The 23,730-nt window shown below is 62.4% G+C and carries 26 protein-coding genes; 14 read left to right on the top strand and 12 right to left on the bottom strand.

From position 1 onward, the window contains the following. Positions 1-65: 65 nt before the first annotated feature. Positions 66-992, top strand: a complete 927-nt coding sequence (locus tag GM676_RS16260) for an alpha/beta fold hydrolase (protein WP_155464746.1) — start codon at positions 66-68, stop codon at positions 990-992. On the opposite strand, the gene GM676_RS16255 is transcribed toward GM676_RS16260, so the two are convergent. The 4 genes from GM676_RS16255 to GM676_RS16240 all read right to left on the bottom strand — a co-directional run bounded on the left by GM676_RS16255 (position 993) and on the right by GM676_RS16240 (position 5,136). Beyond that, positions 993-1,883, bottom strand: coding sequence for a LysR family transcriptional regulator (locus GM676_RS16255; protein ID WP_155464745.1), 891 nt, complete (start codon positions 1,881-1,883; stop codon positions 993-995). A gap of 101 nt (positions 1,884-1,984) precedes the next feature. Continuing rightward, positions 1,985-2,584, bottom strand: coding sequence for an outer membrane beta-barrel protein (locus GM676_RS16250; protein ID WP_155464744.1), 600 nt, complete (start codon positions 2,582-2,584; stop codon positions 1,985-1,987). Between the two features lie 185 nt (positions 2,585-2,769). After that, a complete protein-coding gene (locus tag GM676_RS32785) occupies positions 2,770-4,455 on the bottom strand; it encodes a methyl-accepting chemotaxis protein (protein WP_308936687.1) in 1,686 nt (561 codons plus the stop codon). 84 nt (positions 4,456-4,539) lie between these two features. Then, a complete protein-coding gene (locus GM676_RS16240; RefSeq protein WP_155464742.1) occupies positions 4,540-5,136 on the bottom strand; it encodes an alpha-ketoglutarate-dependent dioxygenase AlkB family protein in 597 nt (198 codons plus the stop codon). Between the two features lie 42 nt (positions 5,137-5,178). Between GM676_RS16240 and GM676_RS16235 the strand changes: the two genes are divergently transcribed. Then, on the top strand, positions 5,179-5,760 hold the full coding sequence (locus GM676_RS16235; RefSeq protein WP_155464741.1) for a putative pterin-binding protein: 582 nt from the start codon (positions 5,179-5,181) through the stop codon (positions 5,758-5,760). Here GM676_RS16235 and GM676_RS16230 read toward each other — a convergent pair. The 6 genes from GM676_RS16230 to GM676_RS16205 all read right to left on the bottom strand — a co-directional run bounded on the left by GM676_RS16230 (position 5,751) and on the right by GM676_RS16205 (position 10,541). After that, entirely contained in the window at positions 5,751-6,113 is a 363-nt protein-coding gene (locus tag GM676_RS16230; RefSeq protein WP_155464740.1) for a hypothetical protein, read from the bottom strand. The two genes, GM676_RS16235 and GM676_RS16230, sit on opposite strands and share 10 nt — an antisense overlap. A 214-nt stretch (positions 6,114-6,327) precedes the next feature. Then, entirely contained in the window at positions 6,328-7,152 is an 825-nt protein-coding gene (locus GM676_RS16225; RefSeq protein WP_155464739.1) for a Rossmann-like and DUF2520 domain-containing protein, read from the bottom strand. Beyond that, entirely contained in the window at positions 7,152-7,721 is a 570-nt protein-coding gene (locus tag GM676_RS16220) for a DUF924 family protein (protein ID WP_155464738.1), read from the bottom strand. Before GM676_RS16220 ends, GM676_RS16225 begins: the two co-directional genes overlap by 1 nt. A 2-nt stretch (positions 7,722-7,723) precedes the next feature. Then, positions 7,724-8,470, bottom strand: coding sequence for an MgtC/SapB family protein (locus GM676_RS16215; RefSeq protein WP_155464737.1), 747 nt, complete (start codon positions 8,468-8,470; stop codon positions 7,724-7,726). An 11-nt stretch (positions 8,471-8,481) separates the two neighbouring features. Next, complete coding sequence (locus tag GM676_RS16210; protein WP_155464736.1) at positions 8,482-8,730, bottom strand: hypothetical protein; 249 nt, start codon at positions 8,728-8,730, stop codon at positions 8,482-8,484. Then, positions 8,727-10,541: an aminopeptidase P family protein gene (locus tag GM676_RS16205; RefSeq protein ID WP_155464735.1), complete on the bottom strand. Its 1,815-nt coding sequence runs from the start codon at positions 10,539-10,541 to the stop codon at positions 8,727-8,729. The genes GM676_RS16210 and GM676_RS16205 overlap by 4 nt, the downstream gene beginning before the upstream one ends. Positions 10,542-10,666: 125 nt before the next feature. Here GM676_RS16205 and GM676_RS16200 point away from each other — a divergent pair, with 125 nt between their 5' ends. After that, complete coding sequence (locus GM676_RS16200) at positions 10,667-10,945, top strand: type II toxin-antitoxin system RelE/ParE family toxin (RefSeq protein ID WP_155464734.1); 279 nt, start codon at positions 10,667-10,669, stop codon at positions 10,943-10,945. Further along, entirely contained in the window at positions 10,945-11,205 is a 261-nt protein-coding gene (locus GM676_RS16195; protein WP_155464733.1) for a HigA family addiction module antitoxin, read from the top strand. The genes GM676_RS16200 and GM676_RS16195 overlap by 1 nt, the downstream gene beginning before the upstream one ends. Positions 11,206-11,265: 60 nt before the next feature. Here the strand turns inward: GM676_RS16195 and GM676_RS16190 are convergent, their stop codons facing one another. Then, positions 11,266-11,955 (bottom strand): Crp/Fnr family transcriptional regulator, encoded by a 690-nt coding sequence (locus tag GM676_RS16190; protein ID WP_155464732.1) that lies wholly within the window; start codon positions 11,953-11,955, stop codon positions 11,266-11,268. Positions 11,956-12,063: 108 nt separating this feature from the next. Here GM676_RS16190 and GM676_RS16185 point away from each other — a divergent pair, with 108 nt between their 5' ends. The 10 genes from GM676_RS16185 to GM676_RS16140 are packed head-to-tail and all read left to right on the top strand — an operon-like array spanning position 12,064 to position 22,714. Continuing rightward, positions 12,064-14,010 carry an AMP-binding protein gene (locus GM676_RS16185; RefSeq protein WP_155464767.1) on the top strand — a complete coding sequence of 649 codons (1,947 nt, stop codon included), beginning with the start codon at positions 12,064-12,066 and terminating at the stop codon, positions 14,008-14,010. Between the two features lie 14 nt (positions 14,011-14,024). Continuing rightward, positions 14,025-14,849: an ABC transporter ATP-binding protein gene (locus tag GM676_RS16180; RefSeq protein WP_155464731.1), complete on the top strand. Its 825-nt coding sequence runs from the start codon at positions 14,025-14,027 to the stop codon at positions 14,847-14,849. Beyond that, positions 14,845-15,741 carry a branched-chain amino acid ABC transporter permease gene (locus tag GM676_RS16175; protein WP_371866266.1) on the top strand — a complete coding sequence of 299 codons (897 nt, stop codon included), beginning with the start codon at positions 14,845-14,847 and terminating at the stop codon, positions 15,739-15,741. Before GM676_RS16180 ends, GM676_RS16175 begins: the two co-directional genes overlap by 5 nt. Before the next feature lie 3 nt (positions 15,742-15,744). After that, positions 15,745-16,803: a branched-chain amino acid ABC transporter permease gene (locus GM676_RS16170; RefSeq protein ID WP_155464730.1), complete on the top strand. Its 1,059-nt coding sequence runs from the start codon at positions 15,745-15,747 to the stop codon at positions 16,801-16,803. A gap of 19 nt (positions 16,804-16,822) precedes the next feature. Then, positions 16,823-18,127: an ABC transporter substrate-binding protein gene (locus GM676_RS16165; RefSeq protein WP_155464729.1), complete on the top strand. Its 1,305-nt coding sequence runs from the start codon at positions 16,823-16,825 to the stop codon at positions 18,125-18,127. After that, positions 18,124-18,969: an ABC transporter ATP-binding protein gene (locus GM676_RS16160; protein WP_155464728.1), complete on the top strand. Its 846-nt coding sequence runs from the start codon at positions 18,124-18,126 to the stop codon at positions 18,967-18,969. Before GM676_RS16165 ends, GM676_RS16160 begins: the two co-directional genes overlap by 4 nt. Before the next feature lie 8 nt (positions 18,970-18,977). Next, complete coding sequence (locus tag GM676_RS16155) at positions 18,978-19,328, top strand: MmcQ/YjbR family DNA-binding protein (RefSeq protein ID WP_155464727.1); 351 nt, start codon at positions 18,978-18,980, stop codon at positions 19,326-19,328. Between the two features lie 2 nt (positions 19,329-19,330). Beyond that, positions 19,331-20,584: a phenylacetate--CoA ligase family protein gene (locus GM676_RS16150; protein WP_155464726.1), complete on the top strand. Its 1,254-nt coding sequence runs from the start codon at positions 19,331-19,333 to the stop codon at positions 20,582-20,584. Positions 20,585-20,631: 47 nt separating this feature from the next. After that, positions 20,632-21,201: a hypoxanthine-guanine phosphoribosyltransferase gene (locus GM676_RS16145; RefSeq protein WP_155464725.1), complete on the top strand. Its 570-nt coding sequence runs from the start codon at positions 20,632-20,634 to the stop codon at positions 21,199-21,201. A 46-nt stretch (positions 21,202-21,247) separates the two neighbouring features. Then, on the top strand, positions 21,248-22,714 hold the full coding sequence (locus tag GM676_RS16140) for an amidohydrolase family protein (protein ID WP_155464724.1): 1,467 nt from the start codon (positions 21,248-21,250) through the stop codon (positions 22,712-22,714). Here GM676_RS16140 and GM676_RS16135 read toward each other — a convergent pair whose 3' ends face one another. After that, positions 22,715-23,668: an NAD(P)H-dependent flavin oxidoreductase gene (locus GM676_RS16135; RefSeq protein WP_155464723.1), complete on the bottom strand. Its 954-nt coding sequence runs from the start codon at positions 23,666-23,668 to the stop codon at positions 22,715-22,717. Positions 23,669-23,730: the final 62 nt, after the last annotated feature.

Raw genomic sequence — 23,730 nt, 5'->3', positions numbered from 1 at the left:
AAATGGCCATTCTCACCGGCTGTGCGATCAGTGACACTGGCGCTATCCAAACCCAGGAGATCACCATGAATGCTCAACAAATCGCCGCTGCCGCCGCTCTGGCCATCACGGCAAGCACTTCGGCCATCGCCGCGCCGGTCGTCTATCGCCATGTGACCATCGATGGCGTCAACATCGCTTACCGCGAAGCCGGTTCGCCGGACAAGCCGACGCTGTTGCTGCTGCACGGCGTGCCCAGCTCATCGCGCATGTATGACGGCTTGATGCGCAAGCTGGGCGACCGTTACCACTTGATCGCGCCGGACTATCCCGGCTTCGGCAATAGCGATGCGCCTTCGCCAGCGGAGTTTGTCTACACCTTCGAGCATCTGTCGGAAGTGATGCACAAGTTTACCGACGCCGTCGGCGTGCGGCGTTACGTGCTGTTCATGCAGGATTACGGCGCGCCGGTCGGCATGCGCATGGCGGTCCGGCGGCCGGATGCCATCCAGGGCACGATTTTTCAGAACGGGAATGTCTACGAAGAAGGCCTCGGCGCGCTGTGGGCGGCACGCAAGCCGTTCTGGAGCGATCGCGCCGCGCATGAGGAAAAGGTCCGCGCAGCACACCTGTCGCTGGCCGTCACGAAAAACCGCCATCTCGGCAGCGATCCGGATGTGGAGGCCTACGATCCGGATCTGTGGATGGACGAGTATGCCTATCTCAACCGGCCCGGGCAGGCGGCGATTCAATCGGAACTGATCTACGACTATCGGCACAATCTGGCGGCATATCCGCAGTGGCAACAATGGCTGGCCGCGCACCAGTTGCCGACGCTGGTGGTCTGGGGCAGGCACGATCTGGCCTTCACCGTGGCGGGCGCGCAGGCCTTCAAGCGCGATGTGCCGCAGGCACGCATTGCCATCCTCGACGCCGGCCACTTTGCGATGGACACCAGGCTGGACGAAGTCGCCACGCTGACCGATCAGTACATGCGGGCATTCAAGCGCTGACTATTGCAGGCTGGCGTCCTTGCGCAGCGCCGCCACCGTCATATCGATGAAGGTGCGGATTTTGCTCGATGCATTCCGCCCTTCGCGGTGCACGACGTGGATGGGCAGCGCGGGACGCTCGAATTGTTCCAACACCAGTTGCAGCTCGCCGCGCCGCACGGCCGGAGCGATCTGGTACAGCGGCAGGCGCGTGATGCAGAAACCGGCAATCGCCATGGCGGCCGCCGATTCGTTGGTGGTGGTGGTCATGCGCGGTTGCACGCGTACCTTCAGATCGTTGGCGAACCGCAGCTCCGGTGTTGGCGTCAGGCCGGTGGCGGTGACGATGGTGTGCTGCGACAAATCCTCGGGGCGCCGCGGCACGCCCTGCCGCGCAAGGTAGGCGGGCGACGCGCACAGCACCTGCCGCACGCGTCCCACCCGGATCGCTTGCAGCGAGGAGTCCGGCAATTCGCCGATACGCACCGCCACGTCCACGCCTTCGTCCACCAGGTTGACATTGCGGTCGATGAACCAGCAGTGCACCGACACCTGTGGATAAAGCGAGAGATATTCACGTACCACCGGCGCCACGTGCATGGCGCCAAAGTTGACGGTGGCGGTGATGGTGAACTCGCCGCGCGGCGCGGCGTGCGCACCGGCGGCGGTGCTGTCGGCCTCTTCCAGATCGGCCAGAATGCGGCGGCAGTTTTCGGCGTAGACGCGGCCCGTGTCCGTCAGACGGACGAAGCGAGTGGTGCGTGTCAGCAGGCGGGTGCCCAGCCGTTCCTCCAGTTCCGTGACCGCACGCGTCACCACGGAAGGTGAAACGCCCAGCTTGCGTGCCGCCGCCGAGAACCCATCCGCGTCCACCACTGCCAGAAAGGCCGTCATGGCCTGTATCCTATCCATACGCCGCCCGTGTCGAATTTGACTAGCATTCTACACAAGGCAAAAGGGCCGGGAGCAATGCCCCCGGCCCTCTGAACTTGATGAGTTATACCGCGATGCGCTTAGAAGTTGTAGCGCAGGCCCGCCGTGATGGCGCCGTTTTTGCGGCCGGTGTCGATGTCGTTCTTGCCGTAGTTTTCGTACTCCAGCGAGACTTTCACGTTTTTGTTGATGGCGTACTCGCCACCCACCGAAGCGTACAGGGCGGTTTTGTTGTCGCTGCCGCTGACCGAGGCGATGCCCGAGGTGGTCACCTCGTTGTGGTTGCGCGCCACGCCCAGCTTACCGAACACGGCGAAGTCCTTGGCCACCGGCCAGGTGCCTTTACCCGCCAGGTAGTACGAGTGCGCGTCGGTGTTCAGGCCGCCGGCAGCGCCACCCTGGGTGTAGTTGTAGCTGCGTTTGCCGAAATCGGTATAGCCGGCTTCCACCGCCCAGGTGCTGTCGATGTTGTAACCACCGTAGATTTTGCCGGCGGCTTTGGTGCCGGTACGGTTGTCGGTACTGGTCGAGCCAGGCTGGCCCATGTCGTAACGGCTGGCCACCGCGCCCAGACCGATGTAGCCGGTGCCGGCGGCATCTTGCGTGTTGGTTTGTGCATAAGCTGCGGTACCACCCAGGGCGGCTGCGGAAGCGACTAAAGCAAACAGAATTTTTTTCATGATGTTGATCTTTCAGCAAAATGGTTGAAGCGGACTTGCTTGGGATCGCAGTTGCTATGAATTGCGATGTGTCCAAGATAGCACTCCAACCAACACCTTTGGTCACCGAATTAGTAAGAAGTGTGACGAGATGTAAGCCAAACGATCATTGGCAAATTTCAAGATGCGCCAAACTTAAAACGAGCTTAAAATTCCTCCCAATCCGTTGCCGTTTCCTTAACAGTTTTCCTGGATGACACCGGCTTGGGCAGCGTGGCCACCGTTTTCGGCGCGACGCGCGGCGCCGGACGCGGCCTGGACGGCGCCGCCAGGGCCGGTCCCGATTGCTCCACCCGGAACACGCTGACCAGTTCGGCCAGTTTGCGCGCCTGTTCCTGCATCGCTTCCGACGCCGCGGCCGATTCTTCCACCAGCGCGGCATTCTGCTGCGTTACCTGATCCATTTGCACGATGGCCTGGTTGATTTGCTCGATGCCGGTACTTTGTTCGCTGTTGGCGGCCTGGATATCGGCCATGATGTCGGTCACGCGCTGGATGCTGGCGACGATTTCGCGCATGGTCACGCCAGCCTCGTCCACCTGGCGCGCGCCGGCGCCCACCTTGCTGACCGACTCATCGATGAGCTGCTTGATTTCCTTGGCCGCGGTCGCCGAGCGCTGCGCCAGCGTCCGCACTTCCGACGCCACCACGGCAAAGCCGCGGCCCTGCTCGCCGGCGCGCGCCGCTTCCACCGCCGCGTTCAAGGCCAGGATATTGGTCTGGAAGGCGATGCCGTCGATGACGCCGATGATGTCGGCAATCTTGCCGGACGAAGCATTGATCTCGCCCATGGTGCCGATCACCTCATCCACCACCGCGCCGCCCTTCTGCGCCACGCTGGAGGCCGAACGCGCCAGCTCGTTGGCCTGCCGCGTGTGATCGGCGTTCTGCTTGACGGTGGAGGTCAGTTGCTCCATCGAGGACGCGGTTTCCTCCAGCGCGCCGGCCTGCTGTTCGGTACGCGCCGACAAGTCCTGGGTGCCGCTGGCGATTTGCGCCGAGGCGGTGGCGATGGTGTCCGTGCCGCTGCGCACCTGGCCGACAATGCCGCCCAGACTGTCGCGCATGGACTTCATGGCAAACAACACGCTGCCCGTATCGTTCTGCCGCACCGCGACATCCACCGTCAGGTCGCCGCCGGCGATCTTGCCGGCCACCTTGGCGACGTCGCCCGGCTCGCCGCCGAGCTGCCGCGTCAGTGCGCGCGTGATCAGGCCGCCCAGCGCCAGGCCGACAATCAGACTGCCAGCCACCAGCGCCACCATCAGCGCCAGACTGTAGCGGTACAGCGCGCCGGTGTCGGCCGCCTTGGTGGCGGCGCGTGATTCCTTGAGCTCGGTCATTTCATCCATCAGCTTGTCCAGCTTGTCGGCCTGCGCGCGCGCCGCCGCCTGCGGGCGCGCGACCTCCTCGCCGCGCTGCGCCAGCGGCTCGCGCTCGGCACTGTCCAGCGCCGCGTCGATCAGGCGGCCGTATTCCTGCAAGGGGGCGGCAAAGCCATCCAGCATTTTTTGCCCGGCCGGCGTGACGAACAGCGGCCGCGCCTTGGCCAGCAAAGCGTCCATCGAGGTCAGGGCTTGCTTGATATCGTTGCGGTGGCGCGCGCGCTCCTCGGCCGACGTCGCCGCCAGGAAGGCGTTGCGCGCGCGCCCCACGTAGATCAGGTTGATATTGGCCTCCTTGATGTAGGAAAGGCCGACCAGGTCTTCGCGGTACATGCTGTCCGCCGCCCGGTTCAGTTGGCTCATGCTGTAGATGCCGATGCAGGCCACAAGCGCACCCACCACCGCCACAAAGGAAAAGCCACTGATGAGTTTGGTACCGACTTTCATGTTGCTAAACATAATGTCCTCCCAGCACGATAAGGATACGATAGCAGTCCTTGCGCCAGTCCGCTGTTGCTTCTTCAGCAGAGCCTACAAAATTTGTCGGAAGGTCAGGTTGATGCGCGGCCCGCGCGGCGTGCGTTCCTTGTTGATACCATGCAGCCAGTGCTGTTGCAGCGCGCCCGCCATCAGCAGCAGGCAGCCGTCGCCCAGCGCCAGCTTCACCGTCTTCGGCAAGCGTCGGTGCTTGAGGATGAAGGTGCGCGGCGCGCCAAAGCTGACCGAGGCGATGGCTGGCCGCAGTCCCAGCTCGCGCTCGTCGTCGGCGTGGAAGCCCATGCTGTCGCGCTGGTCGCGATAGTAGTTGAGCAGCACGCTGTTGAAGCGCCGCCCGGTGACGCGTTCGACCGCCTGCTTGATGTGCAGTTGCAGCGCGGTGAACGGCTGCGGATGAAAGGTCTTGCCGGAATAGCGATAACTGGCCTCGCCATGCCAGGCCGACAAACGCGGCTGCATGTGCAGCTTGCCCCACACCTGGATCTGCTCGGCACGCCAGTCGGTCTCTTCCAGCAAGCGGCGCATCACCTCCTCCGGCGGCAAGTCGAGTTGCAAGCGCTGCTGGAACCACAGTTCGCCATCGTCGATGGGGATGGGCGAGAGGGCGGTGTCATCGGCAAATAAGTCCATGCGCGGTATGATACCGGCACTACGCATTCAGGGAGTCACAGCATGAAAAAACGCCAGTTCCTGGGCACGGCCGCGCTGGCCGGCTGGTCCGCCACCCTCGCCTTGCCGGCGCGCGCCGCCGCCGCCGGCGACCCCACCCTGCTGACCGTCACCGGCGCCATCGGCAACGGCAACCGCGGCAAGCTCGATCCGGTGCGCGATCAGATGATGTTCAAGCAAAAGCTCAGCTTCGACAAGGCGCATGCCTTCGACTACGCGGCGCTGACGGCGCTGCCGGCCATTACCATCCAGCCCACGCTGGAATACGACAGCAAGCCGCACACGCTGCGCGGCCCCTTGCTGCTGGATGTGATGAAGGCGGCCGGCGCCAGGCTCAACGACAACAGCAAGCTGGTGCTGCGCGCGATTGATGGTTTTGCCGCCACCGTGACGGTGGCGCAGGCAAGGGCGCAGCGCTACATCGTGGCCACCTGGCTGGATGGCGCACCGATGGCGCTGGGCGGACTGGGTCCGCTGTGGGCCGTGTACGACGCCGATAAAGTGCCCGAGATGGCGGCCAAACCGGTCAGCGACCGGTTCGGTTTATGCCCCTGGGGCCTGTATCACATCGAGGCTCAAGCGTAGGCTTCGGCCAGGCTCATCACGCGGGGGGTGATGGTGATGCCGACGCCGTTGAACAGCGCGTTGATGGCGGCCATATTGGCTTCCAGCTCTTCCGCTTTCCAGCCTTCGAACAAGTCGGTGCCGGCTTTCTGGAAGTGCAGGTCCAGCACTTTGCCGCGGTCTTTGTGGGTGTAGCCGCCGCTATAGGTTTGCTTGAAACCCATGGCGGTCAGCTGCGCCAGCACTTCGGTCGGCGGATTGTCCGGATCGGTGGCGATGAACACGCCAAAGGTTTTGCCTGGTGGCTTGGCAGCGACGTCGACGTCGTAAATTCCTGGCGCTTTCGTTACGGTCGTACTTTTCAGAAATAACATGTTCTTACCCCTACTATCCAGATTTTTGGCGCCGGTTAAGCTTGCCGCTTGAAAACATTCTAAGAATCAAGCTTATTGCTAATTCGTAGGTTTGTCGACTGATACGGTGTTTATTTTGTGAATTCGTGGCATTACAACTGCAAAACGTGGCACGGATCGCCGCTACATCTACTTAAAATATAGTTGTTAAGTAGTAATTTACAAGGAGTTGGCGCTATTTCCGCGGTTTTCTGCGCGCCAGCGCCGTGGTCGGCGCCACAAGCGCCCGATACAACGCTCCGGTTTCCTCATCCCACGCGCTGACGGCTTGCTGCTGGCGCGCCACAGTGACCATGTCGCCGCGTGCGATCGGGCCGCTCAGCGCGGCGGCCGCGCCCAGGCGGAACACATTCGCCATCGATTCGCTGGCCAGCGGCTGCGCCAGTTGGCGCGCCACCGGCTCCGGGACGCCGGCCGCCTGATAGGCGCGCAGGGCGGCGTCCAGTACCGTCACCAGATAATTGCTGGCGAACACGGCGGCAGCGTGATACACCGTCTTGGCCTCGGCATTGATCGGCACCGGCTGCGCGCCAATGGCTTGCAGCGCCGGCGTCAGCACGGCCAGGGCACCCTCGTCGCCTTCGATGCCGCAGAAGGTGCCGGCAAATTGCGCCGCCACGGCAGACGGATCGGCAAAGCTGCGGATCGGATGCACGCTGGCGACCAGCGCGCCGGCGTCGCGCGCGGCTTGCAAACGGTCCGAGGCGAGCGCGCCGCTGCAATGAAAGACGATGCTGCCGCTCAGCGGCACGGCACGCGCCAATGCTTCGCACGCCGGCACGATCTGGTCATCACCCACCGCCAGCACATGGATGGCGGCCGGCTGCAACTGCGCGTAATCGGCGATGGCGCCGCCGGCGCCGATAAATGCCACCGCCTGTCGCGCCGACGCCGCCGAACGCGTCAGCACCTGCCGCACGGCATAGCCTTGCGCCGACAGCAGCTTGCCCAGCACACGGCCCACGTGGCCGGCGCCGACCAGGTTCACCGTCAGCGTCATCAGAAGCCCGATCCCGGCTGCTTGAGGAACGCCAGTTCGGCCGGCGTCGATGCGCGGTCAAGAATGGCGTTGCGATGCGGGAAACGGCCGAAGCGGCGTATCACTTCGCGATGGCGTTTGGCGTAATCCAGCATGCCATCCAGCCCGGCATCCGCCTGCGCCAGACGCGTGAACAAGGCCACGGCCTGGTCCTGCATCGCCATGTCCTCCGCATGCTCCAGCGGCAGGTAGACAAAGGCGCGCTGCAAAGGCGACAGCCGCTGATCCTCACCAGCCTCGATCATATCGAGCGCGGCCTGCAAGGCCAGATGGTCGCCGGCAAACGATAGCGGCGTGCCGCGATACACGTTGCGGCAAAACTGATCGAGCAGGATGATGCGCGCCAGCGCGGCTTGCGGGCCTTCGGCATCCCATTGATGCAGACCGCCTTCCAGCGCCTGCGCGATCTGCTCGCCGAAGCGCTGTTCGATCTCGCGGTCGAAGGCATCGTCTTTTTGAAACCATTCGCGGCGCGGCGCCTGCGCGCCGGCAAACCAGAAATCAAATACTGCCTGTGCTTGTGCATTCATGATCAGTTGCGTGCGTGAGTGAGCTGGAAGCTGTGGATGCCGTCAAATTCGGCCAACTCCGCCGATAATACCGCCATCGGCGCGCCGCTGCGTTTACTCAGGGCGATGGCGACAAAGCGCCACTCCTGCATGCCGCCCTCGCTGCCTATCATCAGCGAGCCGCCGGCGATTTCATAGCCGCGTTGCAGCGCCAGCGCCCGCAGCGCCGGCTCCTGCGGCTTGTAGCCGGCCTTGAAGCGCATGGTGATGGCGATGGCGTGGCGCGACGGCAGCCAGGCTTCCACCCGGGTCAGGAAAATCATCGAGCAGGCGCACAAGGCCGCCAGTCCCATCGCGCCCATGTAGAAGCCGATGCCCACCATCACGCCAATCACCGACGACGCCCAGATCGAGGCCGCCGTGGTCAGGCCGCTGATGTTGAAGCCTTCGCGCATGATGACGCCGGCGCCCAGGAAACCGATACCGGTCACGATGCCCTGGATGACGCGGGTCGGGTCCGAGTTCACCAGGTATTGCGACACGTGGCCGCCAAACCAGTGGCCCGGATAGCCGCCGATCACGGTCAGCGCGGCCGAGGCCATGCACACCAGACCATAAGTCCGCATGCCGGCCGCGCGGCCGTGGTAAGAGCGCTCATACCCGACCAGCAGGCCCAGCGCCAACGCGCCCAGCAAGTTCAACAGGATCACCGCGTTGGTGGCGATCTCCGATTGCGACCAGTACGCTTGCAGGAATTCGATGGCGGGCATGACGAGCCTCTTTATTTTTTAAGTTGTTTTTCGAAGGCGATATCCAGTTTGCTCACGCGCTTGGGCGCGGGCGGCTCGATGCCGTTGACGAAGGCGACGAAGTCGTCCAGCTCCATCGGCGCGCACAGCGGCGGATTGCCGGCGCCGTCGGACAGGAAGAAGTGGCCGCCGCCGGTCACCGACATCGAATATTTCTGATTGCCGGTGCGGCGCTTGAGGCGGTCTACCGCCGAGGTGGCTTTGGTCGCGCGTCCGCTCATAGGACCTCCGTACGGGTGTGCAGCCAGGCCAGCGGCGCGCCGGACAGCAGCGGCGACAGGCGCTGGCGCACCGTGGCGTGGTAATCGTTGAGCCAGCGTTTTTCGTCGTCGCGCAGCAGCGATGGTTCGATGCAGCGGGTGTCGATCGGGCACAGGGTCAGCGTTTCGAAGTTGAGGAATTCGCCAAACTCGGTGTGGCCGGCGGCGCGATTCAGCACCAGGTTTTCGATGCGGATGCCCCAGCGGCCGGGGCGGTACAGGCCGGGCTCGATGGAAGTGATCATGCCGGGCTCCATGGCCGTGTGCGCTTCCGGCGGGGTGTTGGGCGAAATCGACTGCGGGCCTTCGTGCACGTTGAGGAAATAGCCGACGCCGTGGCCGGTGCCGTGGCCGAAGTCAATGCCCTCGGCCCACAGCGGCGCGCGGGCAATGGCGTCCAGCATGGGCGACTTGGCGCCGCGCGGGAAGCGGGCGGCCGACAGCGCGATCATGCCTTTCAGCACCAGCGTGAAATCGTGGCGATGCTCGTCGGTGATGCGGCCAACCGCCACCACGCGGGTGATGTCGGTGGTGCCGCCCAGGTATTGGCCGCCGGAATCGATCAGCAGCAAGTCGTTGCCTTCAATGACCGCGTGACGCGCTTCGGTGGCGCGGTAATGCATGATCGCGCCGTTGGGGCCGAAACCGGCGATGGTGGCAAAGCTCGGGCTGATGAAGCCGGGGCGGCGCGCGCGGGCGGCGGTGATTTGCTTGTCGATTTCCACTTCGGTCAGCGGCGCGCGGTCCGGGTTGGACAGGGTTTGTTCCAGCCAGGTGAAGAATTCACACAGGGCGGCGCCATCTTGCGCCATGGCCTCGCGCACGTGGACGGCGTCGGCCTCGCTCTTGCGCGACTTGGCCAAGGTGGTCGGGTTGATGGCTTCGATGACTTTCACCTTGGCCGGAATCCATTGGCGGGTGCCGTGGGTGATGCGGCGCGGGTCCAGCAGCACGACGGCGTCGGCCGGCAGCGCGGCCAGGGCGGCGGCAGCCGATGCGTAGGGCGCGACGTCGATGTCCTCGTCGGCCAGCGCGGTGCGCAGTTCGGCGGAAATCTTGCCGTCTGCGACATACATCGTGGCGCGGGTGGGCGTGACCAGGGCGTGCGACAGGAAAATCGGGTTGAAGTTGACGTCGGCCCCGCGCAGGTTGAACAGGTAGGCGATGTCGTCCAGCGTCGATATCAGATGGCGGTTGGCGCCGGCCTGCTGCATGGCGCTGCGCAGGTCGGCCAGCTTGCCGCCGCGGCTTTTCGAGGCGTAGGGCGGCAGGTGCGCGTAAATTGGCGCGGCCGGCAGGGCTGGGCGGTTTTGCCAGACTTGTTCCAGCAGGTCGAGGTCGGTGCGCAGGTGGACCTCTTTGGCGTCCAGCGCGCCTTGCAGCAGGCGGGCGATGGCGAGGCCGAGCACGGCGCCGTCCACGGCCAGGGTCTGGCCGGCTTTCAGGTGGCTTGCCAGCCAGTCAACATATTGCACACTGGCGCCGGAGGTCAGCTTCATCAGCTGGATGCCGGTATCGGCCAGTTGCTGTTCGGCCTGGGTCCAGTAACGGGCGTCGGTCCAGACGCCGGCGAATTCCGGCGTAATGATCAGGGTGCCGACCGAGCCGGTAAAACCGGAAGCCCATTCGCGGCCTTGCCAGCGTTCCGGCAGATATTCGGACAGGTGCGGATCGGCGGACGGAATCATCAGCGCATCGATTTGCGCCTGACGCATCGCGGCCCGCAACAGCGCCAAACGTTCGGCGACTTGGGATGGGTCTGGAGTATCCATAAGAAATTTCAAAATAGCTTGCCTCCATGATACCCCGATTACTTGATCCGCCGCTAAATGGCTGTGCACGCGAAATGATTCAATGGTCCAGCTTGTTGTGTTAACAACGCGGGACTATATTGATCATGATCGTCTCATTCCGACACAAGGGATTGCGCAAGTTTTATGAGACCGGCAGCCTGGCAGGAATACAGCCTCATCACGCCGCCCGCCTAAGATTTTTATTGGCAGCATTGGATATTGCAAACACAGCCGAGGATATGAACAAACCCGGTTATGACTTTCATTTACTCAAGGGCTTTGCCAGTTCACGCTGCGCAGTCAGCGTCAATGCTAATTGGCGTCTAACGTTCGAATTTTATCACGGTAACGCCTATCTTATTGACTACGAGGATTATCACTGATGGAAATGTATAACCCTCCCACGCCGGGAGAATTTATTATTGAGGTTTATTTGAAACCATTAAATCTCAGCGCCCGAAGCTGCGCCGAACTAATGGGGATAGCACCCTCGACGCTATATCGGATTTTAAATGGCCGCAGCAAAATTACGCCGGCGATGGCGGAACGCTTTTCCAATGCCTTGGGCGGCTCCGTGCAGAGTTGGAATAATTTGCAGGCGCTGCATGATCGCTGGCTCGAAAGGCAGCGTAACGCGGCTTAGCGCGCTGGATTTTGGCAAATTCGTGCCAATTATTGGCATAAACAAGGGGCAAAAAAGCCTTCATGCTTGGTAGCGACGTAATCCTTCCAGGTCCAGAATGCGGATGCCGCCGTAATCGAGGCTCAACAAGCCCTGCTTTTCCAAAAGCTGCAAAGCCTGATTGGCGCGCTGGCGCGAGGCGCCCGATATTAATCCAAGTTCTTCCTGTGAGATGTGCACGATTTTCTCCAGCCCCGGATATAAATGTGAATGAAACATCGAAGCCAGGCAACGCGCCACCCGCGTGTCCGGGTTTAATAGCCGGTCATTCTCCACCATCCCGATAAACTGCCCTAGGCGTTCATTCAGCTGCATCAGCAAAAACCGCGTAAAAGGCAGACTAGTGTCGAGCAGCCACATAAACGTGGCGGCCGGCATGCGCGCAATCCGGCTGTCGCGTAAAGCCATGGCGTCGTATTTTAAAACCTCGTTTTTTAATACCGTTCCCTCGCCAAACCAGCCACCCGGCGGCACACCGGTAAACGTCACGCTTTTACCGTCGGAGGAGAAATTATTCATCTTCACCATGCCATCGATAATGCCCAGCCAATTCTCCACCATTTCCCCTTTGCGGCAAACAAAACCGCCTTTCGGAACAAAAGTTTCAAAGGTATCGGCCTCGACGCGCGCCATTTGTTCCGGCGTCAGGTCTTTCGCCCAGATCGCCGAACGCAATGCTTCCTTCAAAGTAACTTGGTTTCGATCAGACATTTTTTGCAACGCATCATAGAAAAGTCGGGGAATTGTCGTCGAAAAGACAACCTGCCTTCTCGCGGCACGCTAATATCATCACACAAAAAGAATCGGCAACAGGAGACACTGGTGCAAACTGAATTCGAGACTTTTCCTCGCCGCTTGCTCGCGCACGGCCAGGTCAGGCCGGGGAAACCCGCGTTTCGTGAAAAGTATCTGGGCATCTGGCAAAGCTGGAACTGGGCCCAGGTCAACGACGAAGTGCGCGCCCTCGCCTGCGGTCTGGCCGCGCTCGGCTTCGAGCGCGGCATGAACCTGGCCATCATCGGCGACAACCGTCCGCGCCTGTACTGGTCCATGCTGGCCGCCCAATGCCTGGGCGGCGTGCCGGTGCCGCTGTATCAGGACGCCCCCGCCGCCGACATGGCCTACGTGCTGGAAAACGCCGAAATCCATTACGCCATTGTCGAAGACCAGGAACAAGTCGACAAGTTATTAGAATTGCAAACGTTGTATCCGCACATCCGCCACATCGCCTACGATGATGAACGCGGCATGCGTCACTACCGCCAATCCAGCCTGCTGTCCTTCGCCAGGTTGCAGGACATGGGGCGCGCCTGGGACCAGTCCCATCCCGGCTTCTTCGAGGCGCAGGTGGCCGAAGGCCGGGGCGGCGACAACGCCATCATCCTGTACACCTCCGGCACCACCGGCAAGCCCAAGGGCGTGTGCCAGACCCACGCCGCCCTGCTGGCAGCCGGCGACGGCGGTGTCGGCTTTGAAAAACTCACCGACGAGGAGGACATCCTGTCCTACTTGCCGATGGCCTGGGTGGGCGACTGTCTGTTCTCATTCGCCCAGGCCATGACGGCCGGCTTCACCGTCAACTGCCCGGAATCCGGCGAAACCGTGATGACCGACATGCGCGAAATCGGCCCGACCTATTACTTCGCCCCACCGCGTGTGTTTGAAAACATGCTGACCACAGTGATGATACGGATGGAGGATGCCGGCGCCATCAAGCGCCGCATGTTCCACTATTTTATGGGTGTGGCGCGCCGCTGCGGTGCTCAAATTTTAGACAACAAGCCGGTGCCGCTGGCCGACCGCCTACGTTACGCCATCGGCCGGGCACTGGTCTACGGGCCGTTGAAAAACGTGCTGGGCATGTCGCGCATCCGCGTCGCCTACACGGCCGGTGCCGCCATCGGCCCCGATTTGTTCCGCTTCTACCGCTCAATTGGCGTCAATTTGAAGCAATTCTACGGATCGACCGAAACCTGCGCCTACATCTGCCTGCAACCGGATGGTCAGATCAAGTTCGACAGCGTCGGCCTGCCGGCGCCCGGCGTGGAGGTCAAGCTGGCGGAGAACGGTGAAGTTCTGGTGAAGTCGCCCACATTGATGGACTGTTATTACAAGCGCCCGGACGCCACCGCCGAAGCGATCGACGCCCAAGGCTACTTCCACACCGGCGACGCCGGCCTGTTCGATCACGAAGGCCACCTGAAAATCATCGACCGCGCCGCCGACGTCGGCCGCATGAACAGCGGCGCCATGTTTGCGCCCAACTACGTGGAGAACAAACTCAAGTTCTTCCCCTTCATCAAAGAAGCGGTGGTATTCGGCCACCAGCGTGATGAGGTGTGCGCTTTCATTAACATTGACATGGAAGCAGTGGGCAACTGGGCCGAGCGGCGCAGCATCGCTTATTCAGGCTACACCGATCTGGCTGCGCATCCCGCCGTGTATGGCCTGGTGCGCGACTGCATCGAGCAGGTCAACGCCGACCTGGCGGCCGAGGCGGGCATGAGCGACACGCAAATCCACCGCTATCTGGTGCTGCACAAGGAACTCGATCCCGACGACGATGAGCTGACCCGCACCCGCAAAGTGCGCCGCAAATTCATCGCCGAGAAATACGCGGTGCTGATTTCCGCGCTCTACGATGGCAAGACTTCGCAATACATCGAAACACTGGTGAAGTTTGAAGATGGCCGCAGCGGCGTGGTCGCGGCGGACCTGAAGATCGAAAACTGCAAGACCTACCCTGCCGTACAGGCAGCGGCATGACGGCGGAGGCGCATATGCAGATGAACGAACCAGAAGCCCACTTCGGCGTGGGCCGGCGCGAGACCGGGCCGGTGATCCTCGACCTGAAAAACATCTCGCTGTCCTTTGGCGGCGTGAAGGCGCTGACCGATATTTCCTTCGACGTGCGCCAGCACGAAATCCGCGCCATCATCGGCCCCAATGGTGCCGGCAAAAGCTCCATGCTCAATGTAATCAACGGCGTGTACCGCCCACAACAAGGCCAGATCGTGTATCGCGGCGAGGTGCGCAAGAATATGGATTGCTACGCCGCCGCCAAATCCGGCATTGCCCGCACCTTCCAGAACATCGCCCTGTTCAAGGGCATGACGGTGCTGGACAACATCATGACCGGCCGTAATCTCAAGATGAAATCCAACTTCCTGATGCAAGCCCTGTACTGGGGCCCGGCGCGGCGCGAGGAGATCGCCCACCGCATCAAGGCCGAGGAGATCATCGACTTTTTAGAGATACAAGCCATCCGCAAAACACCGGTCGGCCGCCTGCCCTACGGCCTGCAAAAGCGTGTGGAGCTGGGCCGCGCGCTGGCTGCCGAGCCGGAAATCCTGCTGCTCGATGAACCCATGGCCGGCATGAATGTCGAAGAAAAGCAGGACATGTGCCGCTTCATCCTCGATGTGAACGACCAATTCGGCACCACCATTGTGCTGATCGAGCATGACATGGGCGTAGTGATGGATATCTCCGACCGCGTGGTGGTGCTGGACTACGGCAAAAAAATCGGCGACGGCACACCGGACGAGGTGCGCAGCAATCAGGACGTGATCAACGCTTACCTTGGAGTGGGCAGTGAACATTAACTTCTTCTTCGAAGTGCTGATCGGCGGCCTGCTGTCCGGCGTGATGTATGCGCTGGTGGCGATTGGCTTTGTGCTGATCTACAAAGCCTCCGGCGTGTTCAATTTTGCGCAGGGCGCGATGGTGTACTTCGCCGCGCTGACCTGCGTCGGCGTGATGGACAAGCTGGGCGTGTCGCTGTGGATCGCGCTGCCAATCACAGTGGCGGTGATGATTTTGCTTGGCCTGTCGATCGAGCGCGTGGTGCTGCGGCCGTTGGTGAACCAGCCGGAGATATCGCTGTTCATGGCGACCATCGGCCTGGCCTTCTTCATTGAAGGACTGGCGCAACTGGCGTTCGGCGCGCAGGTGCGCAAGCTGGAGCTGCCGATTGAAGACGTGCCATCGCAGTACCTGATGGACAACTACAACATCCTCGTCTCGCAATTCGACATCATGGCGGCGCTGGTGTGCGGGCTGCTGGTGACGTCGCTGGCCCTGCTGTTCTCCAAGACCAAGGTAGGCCGCGCCCTGCGCGCCGTGGCGGACGACCATCAGGCCGCGCTGGCGGTCGGCATCCCGCTGCAACGCATCTGGGCCGTGCTGTGGGCGGTGGCCGGCATGGTGGCGCTGGTGGCCGGCATGTTGTGGGGCGCGCGCAATGGCGTGCAGTTCGCGCTGACCTTCGTGGCGCTGAAGGCGCTGCCGGTGCTGATCCTGGGCGGCTTCACCTCCATGCCGGGCGCGATTGTGGGCGGGCTGATTATCGGCGCGTCCGAAAAAATGGCCGAGGTGTACATTGGCCCCATCGTGGGCGGCGGCATCGAGGGCTGGTTCCCTTACGTGCTGGCGCTGTTGTTCCTGCTGGTGCGGCCGGAAGGGCTGTTCGGCGAAAAAATCATCCGGAGAATCTGAGCCATGTTCTACCGCGAAGCAGGACAATTCAAAACCAGCTATCAGGCCGACGGCCAGATTTTCCCGATTTTGCAGGACCGCCTTGCGCTGCTGGTGCTGCTGGCCGTCGCGGTACTGGCCGTGCCGCTGCTCGCATCGCCGTACGCGCTGTCCGCCATCCTGATTCCGTTCCTGATTTTTTCACTGGCCGCGATAGGCTTGAACATCCTGACCGGCTATGCCGGCCAGCTGTCGCTCGGCACGGCCGCCTTCATGGCGGTGGGCGCGTTCGCATCGTATAACTTCATCCTGCGTATTCCCGGCTTGCCGGTGCTGCTGGGGTTTGTACTGGGCGGCTTGAGCGCGGCGCTGGTCGGCATTGCGTTCGGCCTGCCGTCGCTGCGCATACGCGGTTTCTACCTTGCCGCCGCCACGCTGGCGACACAGTTTTTCGTGGTGTGGTGCCTGACCAAGATTCCTTACCTGACCAACTACAGCGCTTCCGGCGTGATCACCGCGCAGCCGATCGTCATTCTCGGCTATGCCTTCGATACGCCGGACCGCAAATACCTGCTGGTGCTGGCCGTGGTGGCGGTGATGGCGCTGCTGGCCAAGAATATGATCCGCTCCAACGTCGGCCGCTCGTGGATGGCGGTGCGCGACATGGACGTGGCGGCCGAAGTGATCGGCTTCCGCCTGATGCGCACCAAGCTGCTGGCATTTGCGGTCAGCTCCTTTTACTGCGGCGTGGCCGGTGCGCTGTATGCGTATGCCTATCTCGGCACGGTGGAGCCGGAAGCATACAACCTCGATCTGTCGTTCCGCATCCTGTTCATGATCATCATCGGCGGGGTCGGCTCAGTGCTGGGTTCCTTCCTCGGCGCGGCCTTCATCGTGCTGCTGCCGGTGCTGCTGAACGTGGTGGCGCACAGCCTTGCGCTGCCGACCAGCGTTGCGTCCAATCTCGAATTGATGGCGTTTGGCGCGCTGATTATATTTTTCCTGATCGTCGAGCCTCACGGCCTGGCGCGCTTGTGGCAAATTGGTAAAGAGAAGTTGCGTTTGTGGCCGTTCCCCCATTAAAAAATCAGAGGAGACACATATGAAACGCTTTGCATCCATCATCGCCGGACTCACGCTGGCCGCCAGCGGCGCTGCCCTGGCGCAGCCTGCGGAACAGTACATCGCCCTGCCCTCGTATCGCGTGGGCCCTTATGCGGCGGGTGGTTCCGGTTTTTATGGCGGCATCATCGACTACTTCAATCTGGTGAATCTGTCGGGCGGCGTGAATGGCGTGAAGATTTCGTGGGAAGAGTGCGAGACGGAATACAACCCATCGCGCGGCGTGGAGTGCTACGAGCGTTTGAAAACCAGGAACGGCGGCGCCACGCTGGTCGAGCCTTTGTCCACCGGCGTCGCTTACGGCATTCTTGACCGGCTGGCGGTGGACAAGATTCCGATGACGATGATCGGCTACGGCCGTTCGGACGCCGCCAACGGCAAGGTCTTCCCCTACGTCTTCCCGCTGATCACCAGCTACTGGAATCAGGCCGCAGCCATGATCAAGTACCTCGGCGACAAGGAAGGCGGTGTCGATAAGCTGAAAGGCAAGAAGATCGTCCACCTGTACCACGACTCGGCGTTCGGCAAGGAACCCTTGCCAGTGTTGGAGGCGTTGAGCAAGCAGCATGGCTTTGAGCTGATCAAGATTCCTGTCACGCCACCGGGCAGCGAGCAGCAGTCGCAGTGGCTGCAAATCCGTCAGGCGCGTCCTGACCATGTGATCCTGTGGGGATGGGGCTCGATGAATGCGGTCGCCATCAAGACCGCGCAGCGCAACGGCTTTCCACGCGAGAAAATCCTCGGCGTGTGGTGGGCCGGTTCGGAAGAAGATACCGTACCGACGGGCGATGCGGCCAAGGGCTACAGCGCGATGACCTTCAACACGCCGGGCAATTATCCGGTGCTGGATGAGATCCGCAAGAAACTCTACGCCAATGGCAAGGGCAATCTGGCCGATGCAGCGCGCATCGGCAGTGTGTATCACATGCGCGGCGTCAGCGCGGGCATTCTGTGGGTGGAGGCGATTCGCGCCGCGCAGGAAAAGTTCGGCAAGGGCAAGCGCGTGACCGGCGAGCAGCTGCGCTGGGGCCTGGAGAATCTGAATGTGGACGACGCCAGGCTGAAAGCCGTCGGCGCCTTCGGCATGCTGCCATCGGTGAAGACCAGCTGCGACGATCATGAGGGCTCGGGCGCGGTGAAGGTGCAGCAATGGGATGGCAAGAAGTGGAACGCCATCACGCCCAATTGGATTGTCGGCGACAAGGCGCTGACCCGCAAGCTGCTGGAGGAAAGCTCCGCAGCCTACGCGGCCGAGAAAAAAATTACCCCGGCGTGTCTGAAATGACGATGACTCCCGCCTCCACCGCAGCGGCCGCCCCGGTGGCCGCGCCCTACCTCTCGGTGAATAACGTCGAGGTCATTTACGACCACGTTATCCTCGTGCTGAAAGGCGTGTCGCTGCAAGTCCCGCAAGGGAAGATCGTTGCGCTGCTGGGCGCCAACGGCGCCGGCAAGTCCACCACGCTGAAGACCATCTCCACGCTGCTGCGCGGCGAACGCGGCGACGTCACCAAAGGCGAAGTGCAGTTCAAGGGCGAACGCATAGACCAGCTGACGCCCAATGAACTGGTCAAGCGTGGCCTGTCGCAAGTGATGGAAGGCCGTCACTGCTTCGGCCATCTGACCATCGAAGAAAACCTGCTGACCGGCGCCTACACGCGCAGCGCCTCGCGCGGCGAGTTGAAGGAATCGCTGGAAAAGGTCTACCACTACTTCCCGCGCCTGAAGGAACGCCGGCAAAGCCAGGCCGGCTACACCTCCGGCGGCGAGCAGCAAATGTGCGCCATTGGCCGCGCGCTGATGGCGCGTCCTTCCATGATTTTGCTGGACGAACCGTCGATGGGCATCGCGCCGCAAATCGTCGAAGAGATCTTCGGCATCGTCAAGGATTTGAACAGCAAGGAGAACGTCTCCTTCCTGCTGGCCGAGCAAAACACCAGCATCGCCCTGCGTTACGCGGACTTCGGCTACATCCTGGAAAACGGCCGCGTGGTGATGGAAGGTGCCGCGGCCGACCTGTCCTGCAACGAAGACGTGAAAGAGTTCTACCTCGGCGTCTCCGGCGCCGGGCGCAAGAGCTTCCGCGACATGAAATTCTACCGGCGCCGCAAACGCTGGCTGGCATAAGGAACAAAATGAATCTCACCAAGGCCAAGGCCTTCTGCCGCAAACTGCCCGGCGCCACCGAAGACATCAAATGGGAAAGCAATCTGGTGTTCTCGGTCGGCGAGAAAATGTTCGCCGTCACGGGCGCCGATAACAGCGAACGTGGGCTCAGCTTCAAGGTCGACGACGACCGCTTCCTCGAACTGACCGACCGTCCCGGCATCATTCCGGCGCCGTATCTGGCGCGCGCCAAGTGGGTCTACATCGAAGACCCCAAAGCCATCAGCGATGCGGAAGTGGCCGAACTGCTGCAACGCTCCTATGAACTGGTGTTCGCCAAACTGACCAAGAAGCTGCAACGGGAAATACAAGGAACCTGAACATGGCCGATACTTTCGACAGCCTGGAAGCACGCCCGCCGGAGCAGCGCGAACGCGAACTGATGGCGCGCCTGCCGCAACTGGTGGCGCGCGCGAAAGCGGCGGCGGGATGGTCGCGCATCCTCAAGGACGTCAACGCCGCCGACATCAACAGCCGCGCCGCATTGGCCACGCTGCCGGTCACGCGCAAGTCCGACCTGCACGCGCTGCAAGACCAGCAGGCGCCGTTCGGCGGCTTGAACACCACCCCGGTGGGCCAGCTGGCGCGCGTCTACATGTCGCCCGGTCCCATCTTCGATCCGGAAGGGCGCGGCGCCGATTGGTGGCGCTTTGCGCGTCCCATGTACGCGGCCGGCGTGCGCGCCGGCGGCTTGATGCAGAACTGCTTCTCCTATCACTTCACGCCGGCCGCCTTCATGGTGGAAGGCGGCGCCGCGCGCATTGGCTGCGCGGTGATCCCGGCCGGCAGCGGCCAGACCGAAATGCAGGTGCAAGCCATCCACGCGCTGCGGCCCGACACCTACGTCGGCACGCCGTCCTTCCTCAAGATCATCATCGAGAAGGCGCAGGAGATGGGCGTGGACATCAGCAGCATCAAGCGCGCGCTGGTGAGCGCCGAGGCGCTGCCGGAATCGCTGCGCGCATGGTTCGCCGAGCATGGCGTGGCGCGCGTGTTGCAGGTGTATGCCTCCGCCGATATCGGCAGCATCGCTTACGAAACGCGCAGCGGCGACGTGCGCGATCCGGGCATGGTGCTGGATGAGGAAGTGATCCTGGAAATCGTCCGTCCCGGCAGCGGCGAGCCTGTCGTGGCGGGCGAAGTGGGTGAGGTGGTGCTCACGGTCTTCAATCCGGACTATCCGCTGATCCGCTTTGCCACCGGCGACCTGTCGGCCATCCTGACCGACGCCCCGCCCTCGCCTTGCGGCCGCACCAATACCCGCATCAGGGGCTGGCTCGGTCGCGCCGACCAGACCACCAAGGTGCGCGGCATGTTCGTCCATCCGTCGCAGGTGCACGACATCGCGCGCCGTCATCCGGAGATTTTGAAAGCGCGCCTTGTGGTGTCAGGCCAGATCGCGCAGGAGGCGATGACGCTGCATTGCGAGGTTGCCGATCCTGCAAGCGCCAGCGGCGCCGATATCGTTGAGTCGATCCGCAAGCTGACCAAGTTGCGTGGCGAGGTGCGCTTTGTTGCGCCAGGTACCCTGCCAAACGACGGCAAGGTCATCGCGGACGTGCGCGACTACCAGTAATTGAGGGATAATAGCGGTCTTCACATTCGTTTTTTAATAAAAGAATCATGCAAGACTTCCACCACAACCGCGCCCGCGCCCTGATGGAGAGCGCCGAAGAACTGTTCACCAAACAGGACGTCGACAACGCCGTCACCGCCATGGCCGACACGCTGAACGCCCGCTACAACCAACCGGACAGCGAGGAGTTCCCGCTGGTGCTGGGCGTGATGGGCGGCGCCGTGGTCTTCACCGGCAACCTGCTGCCGCAGCTGACCTTCCCGCTGGAATTCGACTACATCCACGTCAGCCGCTACGGCGACGAGGACAAGGGCGGCGAAGTGGTCTGGAAAGTGGTGCCGCGCTCGAACGTCAGCGGCCGCACCGTGATCGTGCTGGACGACATTCTGGACGAAGGCGAAACCTTGGCCCACGTCAAGCAGCGCCTGCTGGACATGGGCGCCAAGGAAGTGATCCTGGCCGTGTTCGCCGACAAGGCCATCGGCAAAGCCAAGCCGGTGAAAGCCGACATCGTCGGTATCACCATCCCCAACCGCTTCGTGGTAGGCTTCGGCATGGACGCCTACGGTTACTGGCGCAATCTGCCGGGTCTGTGGGCGATTAACACCGACGCCTGAGGCCGCAACTGATAAGCGTCGGATAAATAACACAACCCAGTCCGGCATGAAACTGCCCCAACTACTCGCCAGCCTGCTCATCTGCGCACCCGCCGTGGCCGGGCAGCCAACCTGGATCACCAACGTCAAGCTGGTGTCGCCGGAAAAACTCGACCGCATCGAAAATGGCAGCGTGCTGATCGAGGGCGAGCGCATCATCCGCGTGCAGCGCGGCGCCGGCCATGCGGCGCCGCCCGGCGCGGCCCGCATCGACGGCAAGGGCTACTACCTGACACCCGGCCTGATCGACTCCCACGTCCATCTGTACGCCGTGCCCGGGATGAGTTTTGAGCAAGCCTTCAAGATGACGCCGATGGTGGACGCCTACTTCGCGCAAATGCCGCGATCTTACCTCTACTACGGCTACACCACCCTGATCGACCTCGCCGCCGGCAGCCGCGGGTTCATCGACCGTGTCAAGGCCATGCCGCAGCACCCCGATATTTACGACTGCGGTCCGCCGCTGGTGATGGCCAACGGCTATCCGTCGTCCTTCGTCCCGCCGGAACTGCGCTACACCATGTTCACCAACTTCATCTACGATCCGGCGCAGAAAGACCGCATCCCGGCGCAGTTCAAGCCGGAGGACTACACCCCGGCCAAAGGGGTGGCGCGCGTCAAGGCCGAGGGCGCCATCTGTCTGAAAACCCATTACGAGCGCGGTTTCGGCAACCAGCGCAACTTGCCGGTGATGAGCCCGGAAATCTACGCCGAGATACGCCAGCTAACCCGCAAGGAAAACCTGGTGCTGGTCACCCACGGCAATTCGCTGGAGGCGCAAACCTTTGCCGTCCATGGTGGCGCCGACGTGCTGGCCCACGGCATGTGGCATTGGGGCGCCTACAATAACGCCGCCGAACTGCCGGGCGAAATCCGGCAACTGCTGGATAAAATCGTTGAACGCAAGATCGGCTACCAGCCGACCATGCAAGTGCTGTACGGCTTGCGTGCCTACGTCGACCCCGATTACCTGAACACGCCGGCCCTGTCCAGTCTGCTGCCGCCGGCCATGCTGGCATGGCTGAAGACGCCCGAGGGCGCCTGGTTCAGGCAGGAAGTGGCGGAAGACGGCGAAACCGACGAAGTAGTGCGGCAGGGCCTGGAGGCGCCGCTGCGCCGCCAGCGGCAAGTGGTGGCCTATCTGGCGAGCAAGGATGCCAACTTCCTGTTCGGCACCGACACGCCCTCCTCGCCCACCTACGGCAACGTGCCGGGACTGAACGGCTATCTGGAAATGCAGAACCTGCACAAGGCCGGCCTGTCGCTGGCACAGGTGTTCAGGGCCGCCACCATCAATAATGCCCGCGCCTTCCATCTGGAGGCGGATGTGGGCAGCATCGAGCCGGGCAAGCTGGCCAATCTGGTGCTGATGAAGGAGTCACCGCTGCAAGATATCCGCGCCTACGACAGCGTGCAAACGGTGTGGGTGAGAGGCCAAGCGGCGGCGCGCGACAGCCTCGCCGCCGGCCACTGATTACAGCGCCAGGCGGGCGCGGGCGGCGTCGTACTCGCGCTTGAGGCGCTCCACCATTTCGCCCGCCGACGGGATGTCGTCCATCAGGCCCACGCCCTGGCCGGCCCCCCAGATGTCGCGCCAGGCCTTGGCGCTGCTGGAGCCGAAGTTCATGGCGGTCTTGTCTGCGGTCGGCAGCGCGTCCGGGTCCAGACCTGCGGCCACGATGGACTTCTTCAGGTAATTTCCGTGAACGCCGGTGAACAGATTGGAGTAAACGATATCGGCCGCGGTCGATTCCACGATGGCTTCACGGTAGCCGTCGCTGACGTTGGATTCCTTGGTCGCCAGCCAGCGCGAGCCGATGTAGGCGAAATCCGCCCCCATGGCTTGCGCCGCCAGGATCGCATCGCCGGTGGCGATGGAGCCGGACAGAGCGATCGGGCCCTTGAAGAACTTGCGCACTTCACCCACCAGCGCGAACGGCGACAGCGTGCCGGCATGGCCGCCGGCGCCGCTGGCCACCAGAATCAGGCCGTCCACGCCGGCTTCCAGCGCTTTTTCCGCGTGACGGATGGAAATCACGTCGTGCAGCACGATGCCGCCGTAGCTGTGGATGGCGTCCAGCATCTCTTTTGGCGGCGCGCGCAACGAGGAGATGATGATCGGAATCTGGTGCTTCACACACACCTCGACGTCATGCGCCAGGCGGTCGTTGGACTGGTGCACGATCTGGTTGACGGCGATCGGGCCGACGCGCTGGCCCGGATTGGCGGCCTGGAAGTCGGCCAGCTCCTTTTGCAAATCGGTCAGCCACACATCCAGCAGCTCGGCCGGGCGCGCGTTGAGCGCCGGGAAGGAGCCGACGATGCCGGCCTTGCATTGCGCCGCCACCAGCGCGGGGCCGCTGGCAATGAACATCGGGGAGGCGATGACAGGGAGGGTGAGGTTTTGCAAGACTGCTGGCAAGGTCATGGCGTACTCGCTGACGTGAGTTGATCGGTGCGAACGATTATAGATCCAAAATAGTACGATCG

The sequence above is a fragment of the Duganella radicis genome (genome assembly GCF_009720825.1).
Taxonomy (GTDB): Bacteria; Pseudomonadota; Gammaproteobacteria; order Burkholderiales; family Burkholderiaceae_D; genus Rugamonas; species Rugamonas radicis.
Note: the sequence above shows the minus strand (reverse complement) of the source record. Positions and strands in the feature narration are given on the sequence as shown.

What these genes read in the sequence shown, in the direction of transcription:
- GM676_RS16230 (WP_155464740.1), bottom strand. Translation starts at nt 6,113, where the DNA reads ATGTTATTTCTGAAAAGTACGACCGTAACGAAAGCGCCAGGAATTTAC.
- GM676_RS16255 (WP_155464745.1), bottom strand. Translation starts at nt 1,883, where the DNA reads ATGGATAGGATACAGGCCATGACGGCCTTTCTGGCAGTGGTGGACGCG.
- GM676_RS16140 (WP_155464724.1), top strand. Translation starts at nt 21,248, where the DNA reads ATGAAACTGCCCCAACTACTCGCCAGCCTGCTCATCTGCGCACCCGCC.
- GM676_RS16235 (WP_155464741.1), top strand. Translation starts at nt 5,179, where the DNA reads ATGAAAAAACGCCAGTTCCTGGGCACGGCCGCGCTGGCCGGCTGGTCC.
- GM676_RS32785 (WP_308936687.1), bottom strand. Translation starts at nt 4,455, where the DNA reads ATGAAAGTCGGTACCAAACTCATCAGTGGCTTTTCCTTTGTGGCGGTG.
- GM676_RS16220 (WP_155464738.1), bottom strand. Translation starts at nt 7,721, where the DNA reads ATGAATGCACAAGCACAGGCAGTATTTGATTTCTGGTTTGCCGGCGCG.
- GM676_RS16210 (WP_155464736.1), bottom strand. Translation starts at nt 8,730, where the DNA reads ATGAGCGGACGCGCGACCAAAGCCACCTCGGCGGTAGACCGCCTCAAG.
- GM676_RS16195 (WP_155464733.1), top strand. Translation starts at nt 10,945, where the DNA reads ATGGAAATGTATAACCCTCCCACGCCGGGAGAATTTATTATTGAGGTT.
- GM676_RS16260 (WP_155464746.1), top strand. Translation starts at nt 66, where the DNA reads ATGAATGCTCAACAAATCGCCGCTGCCGCCGCTCTGGCCATCACGGCA.
- GM676_RS16240 (WP_155464742.1), bottom strand. Translation starts at nt 5,136, where the DNA reads ATGGACTTATTTGCCGATGACACCGCCCTCTCGCCCATCCCCATCGAC.
- GM676_RS16160 (WP_155464728.1), top strand. Translation starts at nt 18,124, where the DNA reads ATGACGATGACTCCCGCCTCCACCGCAGCGGCCGCCCCGGTGGCCGCG.
- GM676_RS16170 (WP_155464730.1), top strand. Translation starts at nt 15,745, where the DNA reads ATGTTCTACCGCGAAGCAGGACAATTCAAAACCAGCTATCAGGCCGAC.
- GM676_RS16165 (WP_155464729.1), top strand. Translation starts at nt 16,823, where the DNA reads ATGAAACGCTTTGCATCCATCATCGCCGGACTCACGCTGGCCGCCAGC.
- GM676_RS16225 (WP_155464739.1), bottom strand. Translation starts at nt 7,152, where the DNA reads ATGACGCTGACGGTGAACCTGGTCGGCGCCGGCCACGTGGGCCGTGTG.
- GM676_RS16145 (WP_155464725.1), top strand. Translation starts at nt 20,632, where the DNA reads ATGCAAGACTTCCACCACAACCGCGCCCGCGCCCTGATGGAGAGCGCC.
- GM676_RS16180 (WP_155464731.1), top strand. Translation starts at nt 14,025, where the DNA reads ATGCAGATGAACGAACCAGAAGCCCACTTCGGCGTGGGCCGGCGCGAG.
- GM676_RS16205 (WP_155464735.1), bottom strand. Translation starts at nt 10,541, where the DNA reads ATGGATACTCCAGACCCATCCCAAGTCGCCGAACGTTTGGCGCTGTTG.
- GM676_RS16200 (WP_155464734.1), top strand. Translation starts at nt 10,667, where the DNA reads ATGATCGTCTCATTCCGACACAAGGGATTGCGCAAGTTTTATGAGACC.
- GM676_RS16135 (WP_155464723.1), bottom strand. Translation starts at nt 23,668, where the DNA reads ATGACCTTGCCAGCAGTCTTGCAAAACCTCACCCTCCCTGTCATCGCC.
- GM676_RS16190 (WP_155464732.1), bottom strand. Translation starts at nt 11,955, where the DNA reads ATGTCTGATCGAAACCAAGTTACTTTGAAGGAAGCATTGCGTTCGGCG.
- GM676_RS16155 (WP_155464727.1), top strand. Translation starts at nt 18,978, where the DNA reads ATGAATCTCACCAAGGCCAAGGCCTTCTGCCGCAAACTGCCCGGCGCC.
- GM676_RS16150 (WP_155464726.1), top strand. Translation starts at nt 19,331, where the DNA reads ATGGCCGATACTTTCGACAGCCTGGAAGCACGCCCGCCGGAGCAGCGC.
- GM676_RS16250 (WP_155464744.1), bottom strand. Translation starts at nt 2,584, where the DNA reads ATGAAAAAAATTCTGTTTGCTTTAGTCGCTTCCGCAGCCGCCCTGGGT.
- GM676_RS16215 (WP_155464737.1), bottom strand. Translation starts at nt 8,470, where the DNA reads ATGCCCGCCATCGAATTCCTGCAAGCGTACTGGTCGCAATCGGAGATC.